At 61.7% G+C, this 15,139-nt stretch carries 15 protein-coding genes; 10 read left to right on the top strand and 5 right to left on the bottom strand.

The annotated features are described in order from the left end of the window. Positions 1 to 4: 4 nt before the first annotated feature. From GYM54_RS15805 to GYM54_RS15770, 8 genes are all read left to right on the top strand, one after another. On the top strand, positions 5 to 595 hold the full coding sequence (locus tag GYM54_RS15805; RefSeq protein WP_197444891.1) for a YggT family protein: 591 nt from the start codon (positions 5 to 7) through the stop codon (positions 593 to 595). A 119-nt stretch (positions 596 to 714) separates the two neighbouring features. Then, positions 715 to 2,676 (top strand): dynamin-like GTPase family protein, encoded by a 1,962-nt coding sequence (locus GYM54_RS15800; RefSeq protein ID WP_197444890.1) that lies wholly within the window; start codon positions 715 to 717, stop codon positions 2,674 to 2,676. A 79-nt stretch (positions 2,677 to 2,755) separates the two neighbouring features. After that, on the top strand, positions 2,756 to 3,895 hold the full coding sequence (locus tag GYM54_RS15795; RefSeq protein WP_197444889.1) for a homoserine O-acetyltransferase: 1,140 nt from the start codon (positions 2,756 to 2,758) through the stop codon (positions 3,893 to 3,895). 9 nt (positions 3,896 to 3,904) lie between these two features. After that, positions 3,905 to 4,504: a methionine biosynthesis protein MetW gene (metW, locus tag GYM54_RS15790; protein WP_181099518.1), complete on the top strand. Its 600-nt coding sequence runs from the start codon at positions 3,905 to 3,907 to the stop codon at positions 4,502 to 4,504. A gap of 26 nt (positions 4,505 to 4,530) precedes the next feature. Next, the gene (locus GYM54_RS15785; protein ID WP_181099516.1) at positions 4,531 to 4,953 is read left to right on the top strand and encodes a DUF4426 domain-containing protein; all 423 of its coding nucleotides are present in this window, start codon (positions 4,531 to 4,533) and stop codon (positions 4,951 to 4,953) included. After that, positions 4,950 to 5,546 (top strand): RdgB/HAM1 family non-canonical purine NTP pyrophosphatase, encoded by a 597-nt coding sequence (rdgB, locus tag GYM54_RS15780; protein WP_197444888.1) that lies wholly within the window; start codon positions 4,950 to 4,952, stop codon positions 5,544 to 5,546. The genes GYM54_RS15785 and rdgB overlap by 4 nt, the downstream gene beginning before the upstream one ends. Further along, positions 5,543 to 6,754: a radical SAM family heme chaperone HemW gene (gene hemW, locus GYM54_RS15775; RefSeq protein ID WP_231752152.1), complete on the top strand. Its 1,212-nt coding sequence runs from the start codon at positions 5,543 to 5,545 to the stop codon at positions 6,752 to 6,754. The genes rdgB and hemW overlap by 4 nt, the downstream gene beginning before the upstream one ends. Before the next feature lie 9 nt (positions 6,755 to 6,763). Beyond that, entirely contained in the window at positions 6,764 to 7,087 is a 324-nt protein-coding gene (locus tag GYM54_RS15770; protein ID WP_131649508.1) for a DUF3392 domain-containing protein, read from the top strand. Positions 7,088 to 7,744: 657 nt separating this feature from the next. Here GYM54_RS15770 and GYM54_RS15765 read toward each other — a convergent pair. The 5 genes from GYM54_RS15765 to GYM54_RS15745 all read right to left on the bottom strand — a co-directional run bounded on the left by GYM54_RS15765 (position 7,745) and on the right by GYM54_RS15745 (position 11,566). Then, complete coding sequence (locus GYM54_RS15765; RefSeq protein ID WP_181099514.1) at positions 7,745 to 9,082, bottom strand: DUF1329 domain-containing protein; 1,338 nt, start codon at positions 9,080 to 9,082, stop codon at positions 7,745 to 7,747. Positions 9,083 to 9,238: 156 nt separating this feature from the next. Then, complete coding sequence (trmB, locus tag GYM54_RS15760; protein ID WP_219232631.1) at positions 9,239 to 9,910, bottom strand: tRNA (guanosine(46)-N7)-methyltransferase TrmB; 672 nt, start codon at positions 9,908 to 9,910, stop codon at positions 9,239 to 9,241. 100 nt (positions 9,911 to 10,010) lie between these two features. After that, the gene (locus GYM54_RS15755) at positions 10,011 to 10,805 is read right to left on the bottom strand and encodes a thiazole synthase (RefSeq protein WP_131649505.1); all 795 of its coding nucleotides are present in this window, start codon (positions 10,803 to 10,805) and stop codon (positions 10,011 to 10,013) included. Between the two features lie 83 nt (positions 10,806 to 10,888). Continuing rightward, the gene (thiS, locus tag GYM54_RS15750) at positions 10,889 to 11,089 is read right to left on the bottom strand and encodes a sulfur carrier protein ThiS (RefSeq protein ID WP_131649504.1); all 201 of its coding nucleotides are present in this window, start codon (positions 11,087 to 11,089) and stop codon (positions 10,889 to 10,891) included. Positions 11,090 to 11,191: 102 nt separating this feature from the next. Further along, on the bottom strand, positions 11,192 to 11,566 hold the full coding sequence (locus GYM54_RS15745; RefSeq protein ID WP_131649503.1) for a DUF423 domain-containing protein: 375 nt from the start codon (positions 11,564 to 11,566) through the stop codon (positions 11,192 to 11,194). Between the two features lie 71 nt (positions 11,567 to 11,637). Here GYM54_RS15745 and mtgA point away from each other — a divergent pair, with 71 nt between their 5' ends. Next, positions 11,638 to 12,348, top strand: coding sequence for a monofunctional biosynthetic peptidoglycan transglycosylase (gene mtgA / locus GYM54_RS15740; RefSeq protein WP_197444969.1), 711 nt, complete (start codon positions 11,638 to 11,640; stop codon positions 12,346 to 12,348). 180 nt (positions 12,349 to 12,528) lie between these two features. Continuing rightward, positions 12,529 to 15,084: a CHASE domain-containing protein gene (locus GYM54_RS15735; RefSeq protein ID WP_181099510.1), complete on the top strand. Its 2,556-nt coding sequence runs from the start codon at positions 12,529 to 12,531 to the stop codon at positions 15,082 to 15,084. The last annotated feature ends 55 nt before the right edge of the window (positions 15,085 to 15,139 follow it).

Here is a 15,139-nt window from a genome sequence, read left to right as displayed (position 1 = left end):
CTTCATGTCACAACTCTCGCAAGCCCTGATCCTGATCGTCCAGACGCTCGGCAGCCTCTACCTGCTGATCGTTCTGTTGCGCTTCATCCTGCAGTTGGTCCGGGCTGATTTCTACAATCCGCTGAGCCAGTTCATCGTGCGCGCCACGCACCCGCTGCTGAAGCCGTTGCGCCGGGTGATCCCCAGCGTCGGCGGGCTCGACCTATCCTCACTGGTGTTGGCCATCGTGGTTCAAGTGCTGCTGATGGCCGCAATCCTGATGCTGGCCTACGGCACCATCGGTAACCCGCTGCAGCTGCTGGTCTGGGCGATCATTGGCGTCACCGGGCTGTTCCTCAACATCTTCTTCTACGCCTTGATCATCAGCGTGATCCTGTCCTGGGTAGCGCCCGGCAGCCACAACCCCGGCGCGCAACTGGTCAGCCAGATCGTCGAACCGGCGCTCGCCCCCTTCCGCCGCCTGCTGCCCAACCTTGGCGGCTTGGATATTTCGCCGATTTTCGCGTTTCTCGCGATCAAGCTGATCGACATGCTGGTAATCAACAACCTGGCGATGATGACGCATATGCCCAACATCCTCCGCTCGCTGATCTGAGGCGCAACCGCTCAATCGCCTCATACGGCCTTTGAGCGTCAGTTCACAGCGGCTCGATTGACCTGTACCGGCCTGCGGGGATAATCGCCCGATCACGCCTTTCTGGAAGCACGACGATCATGGAACGACTCGACCGACAGGTGGATGCTTACGTCAACTGGAAGCGCGATCTGGTCCGCGAGATCACTCGCTACCGCAGTTGGCTGGCTCACAACCGCCTCACCTCGGAGGCGGTCGACTCCAGATTGGAGCGTGCGCTGAAGCTGCTGCGGACCGACCACATCACCCTGGCCTTCGTCGGGGAGTTCTCTCGCGGCAAGACCGAGCTGATCAACAGCCTGTTTTTCTCGGGATACGGCCAGCGCATCCTGCCTTCGCGCGCCGGCCGTACCACCATGTGCCCGACCGAGTTGTTCTTCGATCCACGCGCGGAGCGGTCCTATATCCGTCTGCTGCCGATCGAGTCGCGCCTGGACGACAACAGCATCGCCCAGCTCAAGCGTACGCCGCGCTACTGGCAAAGCATTGCACTGGATCCGGACGACCCGGACGCCATGGTGGAAGCGTTCAGCCAGGTCGCCTCGACCAAATCGATGCCCGTCGAGCACGCCATTCAGCTCGGCTTCCATCCCGCCTCACTGGAGGATTCGGAGGTTGCCGGCGAAGTGATGGTGCCGGCCTGGCGGCACGCCATGGTCAACTTCGACCATCCTCTGTTGCGCCAAGGTTTGCGCATTCTCGATACGCCTGGCCTCAATGCCCTGGGCAGCGAGCCAGAACTCACCCTGTCAATGCTGCCGAATGCGCAGGCGGTGATCTTTCTGCTGTCGGCCGACGCAGGCGTCACCGCCAGCGATATGGGTATCTGGCAGCAGCACATCAGTCAGCTCGATGACAGCAAGCGTAATCGCCTGTTCGCCGTGCTCAACAAAATCGACGTCCTCTGGGACGACGTATCCGGCAGCACCTTCGTCGAGGATGCGATTCGGCAGATGCAGATCAGCACCGCCCAGCAACTGGGTATCGCTGTTGAAGACGTGTTACCACTCTCGGCCAAGCAAGCGCTGCTGGCCAAGATCCGCGACGACCAGGCATTGCTGGAGCGCAGCCGGCTAGCGACGCTGGAGCACTTACTCTGCGAACGCATCCTCGCGCAGAAGGAGCACCTGCTGGAGCAGCAAGTGGTCCGCCAGGTGCTCGCCCTGCTGCACAACAGCCAGCAGATCCTCACCCAGCGCCTGGCCAAGGTCCGCGAACAGGGCGAGCTGCTCGACAATCATCGTCAGGATAACGGCCAGCTCCTCCTGGAACTCACCGCCCGTACCCGTCACGATCATAACCAGCACCACAAACGCCTGCTCCAGCTGAAGACCAACCAGCACTTGCTGCAACGTCAGGGCGATTTGTTACGCGGCACCGTGCGTGCCGAGCGCCTGGAAGAACACCTGACACGCCTGCGCCGCAGCCTCACTGGCAGCCTGACCACGCTCGGCATCAATCTCAGCATCTTGCATTTCTTCCGCTCGGTAGAGCAGGACCTGGGCGCCCTTGAGCAGGAAGCTGCGCTGGCGAACAAAATGGTGACGGCGATCTATCGCCGCCACAATGAGGCAAACCCGCTGCATGGTCTGGATGCGCCGCTGTTCCGCCTGGCCCCTTATCAGCAGGAGCTGAAGGGTTTGCAGAACAAGGCCGATCAGTTCCGCCTGCAACTCAAGACGCTGCTCACCGAACAGCGCACCCTGACGCGACGCTTCTTTGCCACGCTTGTGCAGGAGGTCATCGGCCTGCACCAACGCCTGCGCCAAGAGGCCGAACATTGGGCAGCCGAAGCCCTGATGCCGCTGATGCAACACTCGCTGGAACACAAGCAACAGCTCGAAGCCCACATACTGCGCCTCAAGAGCCTGGCACAGGACGGCCAGCAGGCCAGCCAGCGCGGTCGACTGCTTGCACGCTACATCCTCGAACTGGAGCAGCAACTGGCCCAGGCCGCGGAGATGTTGCGATTGCTGCGCCGTCCAGCGCCGATCAGACGCCAGAGCAAGGTCGTCAGCCTGACCAGCGCCATTCCGGGTTGAGCGGCGTTGCGATTGAGGATGAATTGAAGCGCGCTTACCTTTAGACTTTGCCGCCTTCTTTTCGCAAGAGCCAGGCTCGATGCCCACTGACATACCAGCCGATTCCGTTGGTCTGGTGAGCCCGCAGGTCGCGCATTTCGCCGAACCACTGGTGCTCGCTTGCGGCCGCACCTTGGCCGATTACCAACTGATCTACGAAACCTACGGTGAACTGAACGCCGCGCGCAGCAATGCCGTGCTGATCTGCCATGCCCTTTCCGGCCATCACCACGCCGCCGGCTACCACAGCATGGACGATCGCAAGCCGGGCTGGTGGGATTCATGCATCGGGCCCGGCAAGGCCATCGACACCAATCGCTTCTTCGTCGTCAGCCTGAACAACCTCGGCGGTTGCAACGGCTCGACGGGGCCGAGCAGCCTCAATCCGCTGAGCGGCAAACCCTACGGCGCCGATTTCCCGGTCGTGACCGTGGAAGACTGGGTCAACAGCCAGGCGCGCCTGGCCGATGTGCTGGGCGTCGAGCAATGGGCCGCTGTGGTTGGCGGCAGCCTCGGCGGCATGCAGGCGCTGCAGTGGAGCATCAGCTACCCCGAGCGGATTCGTCACTGCGTGGCGATAGCCTCGGCACCCAAGCTGTCGGCACAGAACATCGCGTTCAATGAAGTGGCGCGTCAGGCCATCCTCTCCGACCCGGAGTTTCACGGCGGCCATTTTCAGGAACAGAACGTGATTCCCAAGCGTGGGTTGATGCTGGCACGCATGGTAGGCCACATCACCTACCTGTCCGATGACGCCATGGGTACCAAGTTCGGCCGCGGACTGAAGAGCGAAAAGCTCAACTACGATTTCAACAGTGTGGAATTCCAGGTCGAGAGCTACCTGCGCTACCAGGGCGAGGAATTCTCGGGCCGATTCGATGCCAACACCTACCTGCTGATGACCAAGGCGCTGGATTACTTCGACCCAGCCGCCGCGCATGACGATGATCTGGCTACGACGCTGGCCGGCGCCCAGGCCGATTTCTGCGTGATGTCCTTCACCACCGACTGGCGCTTCTCGCCGGAACGTTCGCAGGAAATCGTCAACGCCCTGATGGCGGCACGCAAGAACGTCTGCTACCTGGAAATCGACGCCCCGCAAGGCCATGACGCGTTTCTGATTCCGATCCCACGCTATCTGCAAGCCTTCCGCGGTTACATGAACCGCATCGCCGTATAAGGAACCGACATGCGCGCCGATCTGGAAATCATCCAAGACTGGATTCCCGCCGGCAGCCGGGTACTCGACCTTGGCTGCGGCAACGGCGACCTGCTGGCCTGGCTGCGCGACCACAAGCAGGTCAGCGGCTATGGCCTGGAAATCGACCCGGACAACATCGCCGCCTGCGTCGAGAAAGGCGTCAACGTCATCGAGCAGGACCTCGACAAAGGCCTGGGCAACTTCGCCAGCGACAGCTTCGACATGGTGGTTATGACCCAGGCCCTGCAAGCCGTTCATTACCCCGACCTGCTGATGAAGGAAATGCTGCGCGTGGGTCGCGAATGCATCATCACCTTCCCCAATTTCGGCCACTGGCGCTGCCGCTGGTACCTGGCCAGCAAGGGCCGCATGCCGGTCTCGGAGTTCCTGCCGTACACCTGGTACAACACGCCCAACATCCACTTCTGCACCTTCGAGGATTTCGAGCGGCTGTGTCAGGAGCGCGGCGCGCGGGTGCTTGAGCGCCTGGCAGTCGACCGCGACCATAAGCATGGCTGGGCGAGCCGTCTGTGGCCGAACCTGATCGGCGAGATTGGTATCTACCGCGTCACCGGACCGAACAGATGACCCGCTTCAATGATGGAGGAAACACCATGAAACGCAGCCTCATCGGCCTTCTGGCGCTGCTGCTGACGATGCCGGCCTGGGCCGAGCGCAAGCACAGCTTTGGCGAGTACGACATCCATCACATCGCCTTCAACTCGGGCTTCCTGCAGCCGGACATCGCGGCGGCGGCCGGCCTGGTGCGCAGCAAAACCCAAGGTGTGGTCAACATCTCGGTGCTCAAGGCCGGCAAGCCGACGGTGGCGCTGGTCAGCGGTACGGTCAAGAACCTCCTGGGCCAGGATCGGCCACTGACGTTCAAGCAACTCAAGGAAGGTGACGAAGCCATCTACTACCTGGCCCAGTTCCCATTCGACTCGCGCGAGACGCTGCGCTTCGCCCTGACCGTGCAGCCCATGGGGGCCGATCCGGTCAGCTTTACCTTCAACCAAGAATTCTTCCCTGACGAATGATGCCCCTCAAAGAACTGGTGCTGGCCAGCCACAATGCCGGCAAGCTCAAAGAACTCCAGGCCATGCTGGGCGACGCCGTGCGCGTGCGCTCGGTAGGGGAATTCAGCGATGTGGAACCGGAAGAAACCGGCCTGTCATTCATCGAGAACGCGATCCTCAAGGCGCGCAACGCCGCGCGCGTGTCCGGCCTGCCGGCACTGGCCGACGATTCCGGGCTGGCGGTCGATCACCTCGGCGGCGCGCCCGGCATCTACTCCGCGCGCTATGCCGGCGGCCAGGGCGATGCGGCGAACAATGCAAAATTGCTGGACGCCCTGAAAGAAGTGCCCGATGCCGGGCGCGGCGCACAGTTCGTCTGTGCCTTGGCGCTGGTCAGGCATGCCGACGACCCGCTGCCGATCATCTGCGAAGGCCTCTGGCACGGCCGCATCCTCCATGAAGCGCGTGGCGATCAGGGCTTCGGCTACGACCCGTTGTTCTGGGTGCCCGAACGCGGCTGTTCCAGCGCCGAGCTGACGCCCGCCGACAAGAACCAGCTCAGCCACCGCGCCCGCGCCATGGCGTTGCTCAAAGCGCGGCTGGGGATTGCATGAGCGGAGCTGGAAGCTCAAAGCTGGAAGCTGGAAGCCAACGCACGGATAACTTCCAGCTTCGGGCTTCCGGCTTCGAGCTGCCGCCCTTGGCGGCCTACGTCCATATCCCCTGGTGCGTGCGCAAGTGCCCGTACTGCGACTTCAACTCCCACGCTGCCGGGCCGCAGTTGCCGGAAGATGAATATGTCTCGGCGCTGCTGGCCGACCTTGAGGAGGATTTCGATCAGATCCAGGGCCGCCGGCTTGGCTCGATCTTTTTCGGCGGCGGCACGCCCAGCCTGTTTTCCGCCCAGGCGCTGGGCAGGATTCTGGAAGGGCTGGAGCGTCGCGTCGGCTTTGCCGAGGACATCGAAATTACTCTGGAAGCCAATCCGGGTACTTTCGAGCAGGCCAAGTTTCGCGATTACCGCCGTCTCGGGATCAATCGCCTGTCCATCGGTGTACAAAGCTTCCAGCCCGCCAAGCTGAAGGCCCTGGGTCGCATCCACGATGGCGACGAAGCCATCCGTGCCGCAGACATGGCGCGCGCCGCCGGTTTCGACAACTTCAACCTGGACCTCATGCACGGCCTGCCTGACCAGAGTCTGGAGGATGCACTGAACGATCTGCGCACCGCCATCGCTCAGCAGCCGACGCACCTGTCCTGGTACCAGCTCACCGTCGAGCCGAACACCGAGTTCTGGAGCAAACCGCCGCAACTGCCCGAGGACGATACCCTCTGGGACATCCAGGAAGCGGGCCAGGCGCTGCTCGCCGAACAGGGCTACGCCCAGTACGAAACCTCGGCCTACGCCCAACCCGGTCGCCAGGCGCGACACAACCTCAACTACTGGACCTTCGGCGACTTCCTCGGCCTCGGCGCGGGTGCCCACGGCAAGATCAGCCAGCCCGACGGGCGAATCCTGCGCAGCTGGAAAACCCGCCTGCCCAAGGACTATCTCGACCCGGCCAAGCGCTTTCGTGCCGGTGAGAAGCAGCTGCAGGCCGAGGAATTGCCATTCGAATTCCTGATGAATGTGCTGCGCCTCACCGACGGCGTGCCGGCGCTGTTGTTCACTCAGCGCACCGGTTTGCCACTGGGGCAACTGGCCGACGCCCGTCGCGAAGCCGAAGCACGTGGCCTGCTGGCCGCCGACCCGCAGCGGCTGGTCGCAACGCCCAAAGGCCAGCTGTTTCTCAACGACCTGCTGCAACTCTTTCTGACCTAAGGACCCTGGATGGATCTCGTACTCGACCTAATCGCCACCCTCTCGCGCTGGAGCCGCGGCCATCTGTTCGATATTTCCTTGGCGATCATGGCTACGCTTTTTGTGCTGTTCGGGCCGGCGCTCAATGCCTGGGTGCAGAAGAACATAGGCGGGCTGAATTTCATCCTGCGTACGTTGGCGTTCGTAGTGTTCTGCGCGGTCGTTTATGGGCTCGGCATCGTCTATCTCAGCCCCTGGCTGGCCAAGGGGTTGGCGCAGTTCAACAATTACACCCTGGCGCCGGTGTTGATTCTGGTGTTGTTCATCATTGGGGTGGTGGCTGATCGAAATTAGGAAGCGCTGCGGGCTCTTCCATGGCCTGCTGCATGGTGCGCCAGATTTATCCAGCTGCCTGAAACATAGGTTTCGCCTGCTGGGTGAGTTTCTTTTGGCAATCGCCCCAAAAGAAACCAAAAGGTCTTGCCCCTCCATCCGGCCCGGCTACGCCGGGGTTCGTTCGCTCCATCGTCGCTTCAGGGGCCGGCTTACAAGGGCCATCCATGGCCCTTTAAGCCTCTCGCCGCATCCATGCGGCTCGCTCCCTTACGCAACGATGGCGCTCACCCTGCTGAAAGGGGCGGTTGGTGTTGCCTGGCAGACCGTGCAGAGGAAAAGCAAAGCGTTTTCAAGAACCTACAGGCAACTCGGATTTCTTCCGCCTCAGGAAGCCGAACGCAGGCGTTGCGTAGGAGGTCGCGAGGCATGGACGCCTAGCGGGAAACGAAGGGACAGGGGCGTCCCTTCGTGACGTGCCTCCGGAGCGGCACCGGAGTGAGGGAAGTCTGGTCGCAACGCGACCAGACCCGGATGTAGGGGTGGCCTTCTTTTGGTTACTTTTTCTTGGCAAAACAAGAAAAAGTGACGCGCCGTGCAAGGCGCAACCTGTAGTCCCCCGCCGAGAAAAGCGTTGTGGCTCCACACAAGCCCAGCGCCGTCAAAACTGCTCTTTTACTAATTACCCCCTCTCCTCAACGCCGCAGGCGAGAAGTCCCGAGGGCTGAGCCTGACGTCGAAGTCGTACATCGGCTCGTTGTTGTCCAATCCGTCTACGAAGTAGTTACCGTCCTTGAAGTGATACAGCGTCTCCAGCGTGCTGGCGAACATTGGCACTTCGTAGTAGCTGATCGGATGACTTTCCTGCAGCCCGATCAACTCGGCATTTTCATCGAACAGATCCACCGCCAGAATCTGCCAGCTGTCTTCATCGACATAGAACCGGCGCATGTCATACGGATGGCTGAAACCCTTGCGCAGGGTCGCTTCGACGATCCATACGCGATGCTGTTCATAGCGCAGCAGCTCGGGGTTCAGGGTGCGCGCGCCCACGATCGAATCGTAAGGGATGCCTTGCTGGTGAACCGCGTAGCTGTTGTACGGCACCAGCATCTCGCGCTTGCCGACCAGCTTCCACTCATAGCGATCCGGCGCGCCATTGAAGGAATCGACCACGTCAGCGGTAGCCAAGCCGCTCGTGTCCGGCTGCAGCGAGTCGTAGGCCAGCGAAGGCAGGCGCCGTACGCGGCGGTCGCTCGGGCTGTAACGCCAGGCCTTGCGGATCGCCAGCACCTGGTCCAACGGGTCCTGCACGACCAGCGAGGTGCCGGAGAGCTTCGCAGGCGCGGTGACCCGGTATTTGTAATAGAGCAGCGTGTTGTCCAACTGCGCCTGGTCCATGCCCTCGCGGTTGTAGACGTAATAAACGTGCCGATCCCGCTTGATCAGACTTGCCCGGCCGTTGATCACCACGGCCTGGTTATTGATCATGTGGGTTTGTTCGCCCTTGTAATGCACGGCATGGTTCCAGATCACTTCCATACCGTCTTGCGGTATCGGGAAGGGGATACCGGAGACAGCGCCCTTGATGCCGTTGCCGTTGGCGATCAGCTCGGCAGAAACGGCATTGGCACGCGTCTCGTCATAGATACGCTGTGGCGCCGAGGCGCTGCGGCGTGACGGGAACACGCGTAGATGAAAGTCCGGATACCGCTCGACCAGCGCACGGAGGCCTTCCGGCAACAGTGCGGCATATTCGGCGGCATTGCTGCTGTCGACCCGGTAAAGCACCGGATCAGCGGCATAGGGGTCAGGATGGTGCATCCCGACGGAGTAGCTGTCGGGCGCCTGGACTCCACCGGTCCAGGCCGGAATCGTGCCGGCGGCATTGGCGGCGCGCTCGGCACCCAGCGGGGTAAGGTCCTGACCCAGGCGGGCGGCCTGAGCCTCGTCCACCTTGGCCTGGGCCTGGCTGGCACAGGCCGCCAGCAGCAGAATTCCGAATTTTCTGTACATCGCTTTGCTCCTTGCCGCGCAACGGGTGCGCTGCATGTAACGGCCTCTGCCGGCAGACAGGGCTCTCATTAGGTGTTGGGGGAGATCGAGCCTTCCTGGCGTTGCGTTCTTGTCAGTTCTTCCGTGGGCCGTTTGATACGGCTCTAGTATTGGCGGTCAGCCGATGCGCTCGAACTTGAGATCCCAGACGCCGTGGCCCAGGCGCTCACCGCGGCGCTCGAACTTGGTCGTAGGGCGCTCCTGAGGGCGCTCGACGTACTGCTCGTTTACGGCCTGGTTGCGATAGCCAGGGGCGATGCTCATGACCTCGAGCATGTGCTCGGCATAGGCTTGCCAATCGGTTGCCATATGCAATACGCCACCGATCCTCAGTTTTTGCCGTACCAGCTCGGCGAATGCCGGCTGGACAATTCGCCGCTTGTGGTGACGACTCTTGTGCCAGGGATCGGGGAAAAACAGCAGAACCCGGTCCAGGCTCGCGTCGGGGACGCATTCACGCAGCACTTCCAGCGCATCGCAACTGTAGACCCGCACGTTATTCAGGTTTTGTGACAAAAGCCCGTTTAATAGCGCGCCGACACCCGGCGAATGCACCTCGACCCCGATGAAATCCTGCTCAGGCGCCGCTGCAGCCATCTCGAGCGTCGAATGGCCCATGCCGAAGCCGATTTCGAACGTGCGTGGCGCCTGTCGGCCGAAGACCTGGTCGAAATCGCGTAGACCATCGGCCAGCTCCAGACCGAATTGCGGCCAGCCCTGGTCAAGGCCGCGCTGCTGGCCTTCGGTCATGCGACCGGCACGCATCACGAAGCTTTTAATGGTGCGCATGCGCCGTTGGCCGTCGGCCGGGGTAGAAGTGTCACTCATGAACGAACCTGCGGAGAGAAGCCGCGCAGTCGGGCGAGTGCGCGGCGGAATACGGGGAGAATTAGCGGATCAGACCTTCCAGAGGCGAAGAGGCGCTGGCATACAGTTTCTTCGGCATGCGTCCGGCCAGATAGGCAAGACGCCCGGCGTCGATCGCGTACTTCATGGCTTCAGCCATCAGCACCGGATTCTGGGCGTGGGCGATAGCGCTGTTCATTAACACCGCCTCGCAGCCCAGCTCCATGGCGATGGTCGCATCGGACGCCGTACCGACGCCGGCATCCACCAGCACCGGCACCTTGGCCTCTTCGAGGATGATGCGCAGGTTGTAGGGGTTGCAGATCCCCAGGCCAGTGCCGATCAGCCCCGCCAATGGCATCACCGCGATGCAGCCCATCTCGGCCAGCTGGCGCGCGATGATCGGATCGTCGCTGGTATAAACCATGACGTCGAAACCGTCCTTGACCAGCACTTCGGCGGCCTTGAGGGTTTCGATGACGTTGGGGAACAACGTCTTCTGGTCGGCCAGCACTTCCAGCTTGACTAGCTTGTGGCCGTCGAGCAGCTCGCGGGCCAGGCGGCAGGTACGCACTGCCTCTTCGGCGTCATAGCAGCCGGCGGTGTTCGGGAGAATCGTGTAGCGATCAGGCGAGATAACGTCGAGCAGATTGGGCTCGTCCGGGTTTTGGCCAATATTCGTGCGGCGCACCGCGACGGTGACGATCTCGGCGCCAGACGCCTCGATGGCGGCGCGTGTCTCTTCGAGATCCTTGTATTTGCCGGTGCCCACCAGCAAGCGCGACTGATAGGTGCGGCCTGCGAGCGTAAAGGGTTTGTCGTGCGGAACTGGGCTCATGGGACCATCCTGTTCAGACGTAATGAAGCGAAAAATACGCCGCTGCACGGGCGACGTCCGGGAATATCAATATGGCGGGCTCGTCAGCCGCCACCAATGGCATGCACGACTTCGACCTGATCACCTTCGACCAAGAGAGTTGCGGCATGCTGGCTGCGCGGTACGATGTCTCGATTGAGCTCGACCGCCAGCCGGCGCCCAGTCAGTTCCAGGCGTTGCAGCAGATCGGCCACCGACTGACCGTCAGGGAGCTCGTAGCGCTCGCCGTTCAACTGAATGTGCATAGTGATCGCCACCATAGCCAAGGGGCCCGCATTCTAGCCCGATCGACCCGGCGCACCAAGGCGCCAAGCGCCGCCATTCATCTGCCATCACAAGGCCGTTTTTCAGCCGCGAAGATTCCAGGCCGCAAGCATCAAACAGATCCATCCCGCCAGAAATGCCGTCCCACCGATGGGCGTGATGATGCCCAGCTTACTCATACCCGTCAGAGTCAACAGGTACAAACTGCCGGAGAACAGCAGGACGCCGAGCGAGAATAAACCGCCCGCGGCAGTCAGCAGGCGACTCGGTGCATGCAGGGCGAGCAGCGCAACCCCGAACAACGCCAGGGCATGAATCAGCTGGTAGTGCACGCCGGTCTGGAACACGGCGAGGTAGTCGGCGCCGAGGCGGGACTTCAAGCCATGCGCGGCGAAGGCGCCCAGCGCCACACCGGTCAGTCCAAAAAAGGCGGCAATTAGGAGATAGACGCGAATCATTCGGCAGCTTCCGGTCAGGGTGTATGGCGGTCGCTATAATGCCCGTTCCCTCTGGTTGCGACTATGTCCACATGCTCCGAGCCCTGCTGCGCCGACTCATCAAACTGCTGCTCTGGCTAGCCGCGCTTTCCGTGCTGCTGGTGCTTGCCCTGCGCTGGGTTCCGCCGCCGGTCACCGCGCTCATGATCGAGCGCAAGATCGAATCCTGGAGCAATGGCCAGAGTATCGACCTGCAGCGCACCTGGCGGCCCTGGAACGTACTGCCAGACGATCTGAAGATGGCGGTGATCGCTGCCGAAGATCAGAAGTTCGCCGAGCATTGGGGCTTCGATATCGCCGCCATTCGCGCCGCGTTCGCACACAACGAGCGCGGCGGCTCCCTGCGCGGTGCCAGCACGCTGAGTCAGCAGGTGGCCAAGAACCTGTTTCTCTGGTCCGGGCGAAGCTGGGTGCGCAAGGGCTTCGAGGTCTGGTTCACCGGATGGATCGAGCTGCTGTGGCCGAAACAGCGAATCTTGGAGATCTATCTGAACAGCGTGGAATGGGGCAATGGCATATTCGGCGCCGAAGCGGCCGCGCAGCATCATTTCGGGACTGGCGCTGCAAATCTCTCAGCCGCCCAGGCCAGCCAGCTGGCCGCTGTGCTGCCCAACCCGCGCGAGTGGAACGCCGGCCGCCCCGGTCCGCACGTCCGCCAGCGTGCCGGCTGGATTCGCCAGCAGGTTCGCCAGTTGGGCGGCAGTCACTACCTGAACGGACTGCAAGACTCAGGCGCACGCTGAGATTCGATCATCGTGCAAGGCGTCACCGAGCTCGGCTGACGGAGTGTTATGGCAGGGCGCCATCGCAACGAGTAATCTGCAGCCAACATGTTGCGAGATGCAGGGGGAAGGCTGTCAGGTAGACGGCCCCATGCAGTAACCTCTCGCTCGATTCGCCCCTGAACGCATGGCAGCGACAGCATGAGCGCAACCGGATACAGCACGCCCCTCGACGGGGTGCGGCAATTTTTCAATTGGCGAAACAGCGTTGCCTGGCTCGTTCTGGTACTCACGCTGCTCGTGCAATTGGTCATCCTGCAGCATCTGCGCAGCAACGAAACGAGCGCGGCCATCACCCAGTTCGAGTTTCTGGTGGAGAAAACAACCGAAGCCATCGGCAAGCGGCTGATCAACCATGAGCAAATCCTGCTGGGTGCCGTCGCCCTGTTCGACACCAGTGGCGATGTTTCACGCGAGCAGTGGCGCCTTTATAACGAACGTCTGCAACTGGCCAAGCGTTATCCCGGCATCCAGGGAGTAGGCTTCGCCAAGGCGGTGCTGCCGAAGCAGCGGACCGCCCATATAGAGAGCGTTCGCCAGGAAGGCTTCGCCGATTACGACATTCATCCTCCTGGCGAACGCCCGCTTTATACACCCATCGTTTATCTCGAGCCGTTCGCTGACCGCAACCTCGCCGCATTCGGCTATGACATGTTTGCCGAACCGGTACGCTGGCAAGCCATGTCGACAGCCGCCGAAACCGGGCAGACGCGCCTCACCGGCAAGGTCAAGCTGCGGCAGGAGACCCATGGCGAGGTGCAGGCCGGGGTACTGATGTATGTCCCGGTGTACCGTCAGGGTATCCCCATCGATTCGCCGGAACAGCGGATGCAGGCGCTGCGCGGGTTCGTCTACAGCCCCTATCGGATGGACGACCTGATGCGCGGAATCCTCGGCGTGGCCGATCCGAATATCAGCCTGCGCATCTACGCCGGTCCGCAAGAGCAGGCCGAACAGCTCATCTTTGCCAGCCGCAATCAGCCGCGTGCCGAAGCCCCACGATACAGCCAGACCCTGCGGCTGGACCTGTATGGGCAAACTTGGACCCTGAATCTGCAAAGCCTGCCGGAGTTCGATGCCTTCTTCCATGGCAACGACGGGTTGGTGATCGGCCTCGGTCTCGGCTTCAGCATGCTGCTGTTCCTTCTCACCTCCTCGCTATCGCTTAGACGCAGCCGTGCCGAGGCGCTGGCCCAGCAGATGACCGAGCATATCCGGGAGAACAAACGCGCCCTTCAACTAAGCGAAGAGCGCTTGAGCCTTGCCCTCAAAGGCAGCAACGACGGGCTCTGGGATCTGAATCTGGAAGCCGATACCTTCTATGCCTCGCCACGCGCCTGGCACATGCTCGGCTATCGTCCTGGCGAGCTGCATTCGGATCTGAAGCTCTGGGAAAGGGTCATGGCGCCCGACGACCTGCTTCCGGCAAAAAAACAGCTGGCAAAGACCATGCTCTCGGCAGTCGATCACTTCACGACCGAGCTGCGTTTCCAGCACAAGAGCGGCAAGCTGGTTCCGGCCCTGATCCGAGGCTACATCCAACGCGACCGAAACGGGCAGCCGCTGCGCATCAGCGGCACCAGCATGGACCTGACCGAACACAAACGCATCGAGCAGATGAAGGACGAGTTCGTCTCGACCGTCAGCCACGAGCTGCGCACCCCATTGACCTCTATCAGCGGCGCCCTGGGCCTGGTGACCGGCGGCGCCGTGGGCGACGTTCCGCCGGGCATGGAGCAGATGCTGGAGATCGCTCATCGCAACAGTTTGCGCCTGGGTCATCTGATCAACGATCTGCTGGACATGGAAAAGATCACGGCAGGCAAAATGGCCTTCGACATGCGCGAGCACTCGCTGTGCCGGCTGCTGGAAGAGGCCCTGGCCAGCAACCAGGCCTTTGCCACTCATTTCGGCGTGAACTGCGTATTACGCGATGCCCCTCAGATCAACGTCTGGGTCGATGGGCTGCGTCTGCAACAGGTGCTGACGAACTTCCTGTCGAACGCGATCAAATACACCCCGGAAGGGGGCGAAGTAACCCTGCACTGCAATCTGACCGAAACCGGCCAGGTTCGTGTCAACGTCACGGATCAGGGGCCGGGCATCCCGCCGGGCTTCCAGAACCGCGTGTTCGAAAAATTTGCCCAAGCGGACGCCTCCGACAGCCGCCAGCAAGGCGGCACAGGCCTGGGACTCGCCATCACCAAAGAGTTTATCGAGCGCATGGGCGGCCGGGTCGGCTTCGATACTGAACAGAATCTCGGCACGACCTTCTGGTGCGAATTGCCGATACTCGAATCGACCACATCTACAGTGGATCAGGGCCAACCACGTCTGCTGGTAATCGAAGACGAACCGGACACCGGCCGACTGCTGCATCTGATGCTGCGGGATGCCGGTTACGCGGTTGATCGGGTGCAGAGTCTGCATACAGCACGAAGCAAACTCGCCAGTGTTCGCTATGAGGCAATGACCCTCGACTGGCATCTGCCCGACGGGAGCGGGCGCGAGCTGATCGACGAGGTTCGCGCCAATCCCGACACGCAAGATCTTCCGATCATCGTGATAACGGCGGCCAGCCGGTTCGAGCAGAGCGATACAGATACCGGCATCACCTGGCTACACAAACCCATCAGCGCGGCACAGCTGCTGATTGCGGTTACCGATAGCCTGGAACGCTTGCAACATCGCCCATGAGCCGCGTCAAGAACACGCAAGTACCGGTTCGACAGATATAAAAAAGGCGCTGCAG

It is taken from the genome of Pseudomonas sp. MTM4, from assembly GCF_019355055.1.
Lineage (GTDB): Bacteria > Pseudomonadota > Gammaproteobacteria > Pseudomonadales > Pseudomonadaceae > Stutzerimonas.
The sequence above is the reverse complement of the archived record's forward strand: the minus strand, read 5'-3'. Positions and strand labels throughout refer to the sequence as shown.

Bases quoted from the DNA above. Each gene is read 5' to 3' on its own strand.
- GYM54_RS15805 (WP_197444891.1), top strand. From the start codon at position 5: ATGTCACAACTCTCGCAAGCCCTGATCCTGATCGTCCAGACGCTCGGC.
- GYM54_RS15800 (WP_197444890.1), top strand. From the start codon at position 715: ATGGAACGACTCGACCGACAGGTGGATGCTTACGTCAACTGGAAGCGC.
- GYM54_RS15795 (WP_197444889.1), top strand. From the start codon at position 2,756: ATGCCCACTGACATACCAGCCGATTCCGTTGGTCTGGTGAGCCCGCAG.
- metW (WP_181099518.1), top strand. From the start codon at position 3,905: ATGCGCGCCGATCTGGAAATCATCCAAGACTGGATTCCCGCCGGCAGC.
- GYM54_RS15785 (WP_181099516.1), top strand. From the start codon at position 4,531: ATGAAACGCAGCCTCATCGGCCTTCTGGCGCTGCTGCTGACGATGCCG.
- rdgB (WP_197444888.1), top strand. From the start codon at position 4,950: ATGATGCCCCTCAAAGAACTGGTGCTGGCCAGCCACAATGCCGGCAAG.
- hemW (WP_231752152.1), top strand. From the start codon at position 5,543: ATGAGCGGAGCTGGAAGCTCAAAGCTGGAAGCTGGAAGCCAACGCACG.
- GYM54_RS15770 (WP_131649508.1), top strand. From the start codon at position 6,764: ATGGATCTCGTACTCGACCTAATCGCCACCCTCTCGCGCTGGAGCCGC.
- GYM54_RS15765 (WP_181099514.1), bottom strand. From the start codon at position 9,082: ATGTACAGAAAATTCGGAATTCTGCTGCTGGCGGCCTGTGCCAGCCAG.
- trmB (WP_219232631.1), bottom strand. From the start codon at position 9,910: ATGCGCACCATTAAAAGCTTCGTGATGCGTGCCGGTCGCATGACCGAA.
- GYM54_RS15755 (WP_131649505.1), bottom strand. From the start codon at position 10,805: ATGAGCCCAGTTCCGCACGACAAACCCTTTACGCTCGCAGGCCGCACC.
- thiS (WP_131649504.1), bottom strand. From the start codon at position 11,089: ATGCACATTCAGTTGAACGGCGAGCGCTACGAGCTCCCTGACGGTCAG.
- GYM54_RS15745 (WP_131649503.1), bottom strand. From the start codon at position 11,566: ATGATTCGCGTCTATCTCCTAATTGCCGCCTTTTTTGGACTGACCGGT.
- mtgA (WP_197444969.1), top strand. From the start codon at position 11,638: ATGCTCCGAGCCCTGCTGCGCCGACTCATCAAACTGCTGCTCTGGCTA.
- GYM54_RS15735 (WP_181099510.1), top strand. From the start codon at position 12,529: ATGAGCGCAACCGGATACAGCACGCCCCTCGACGGGGTGCGGCAATTT.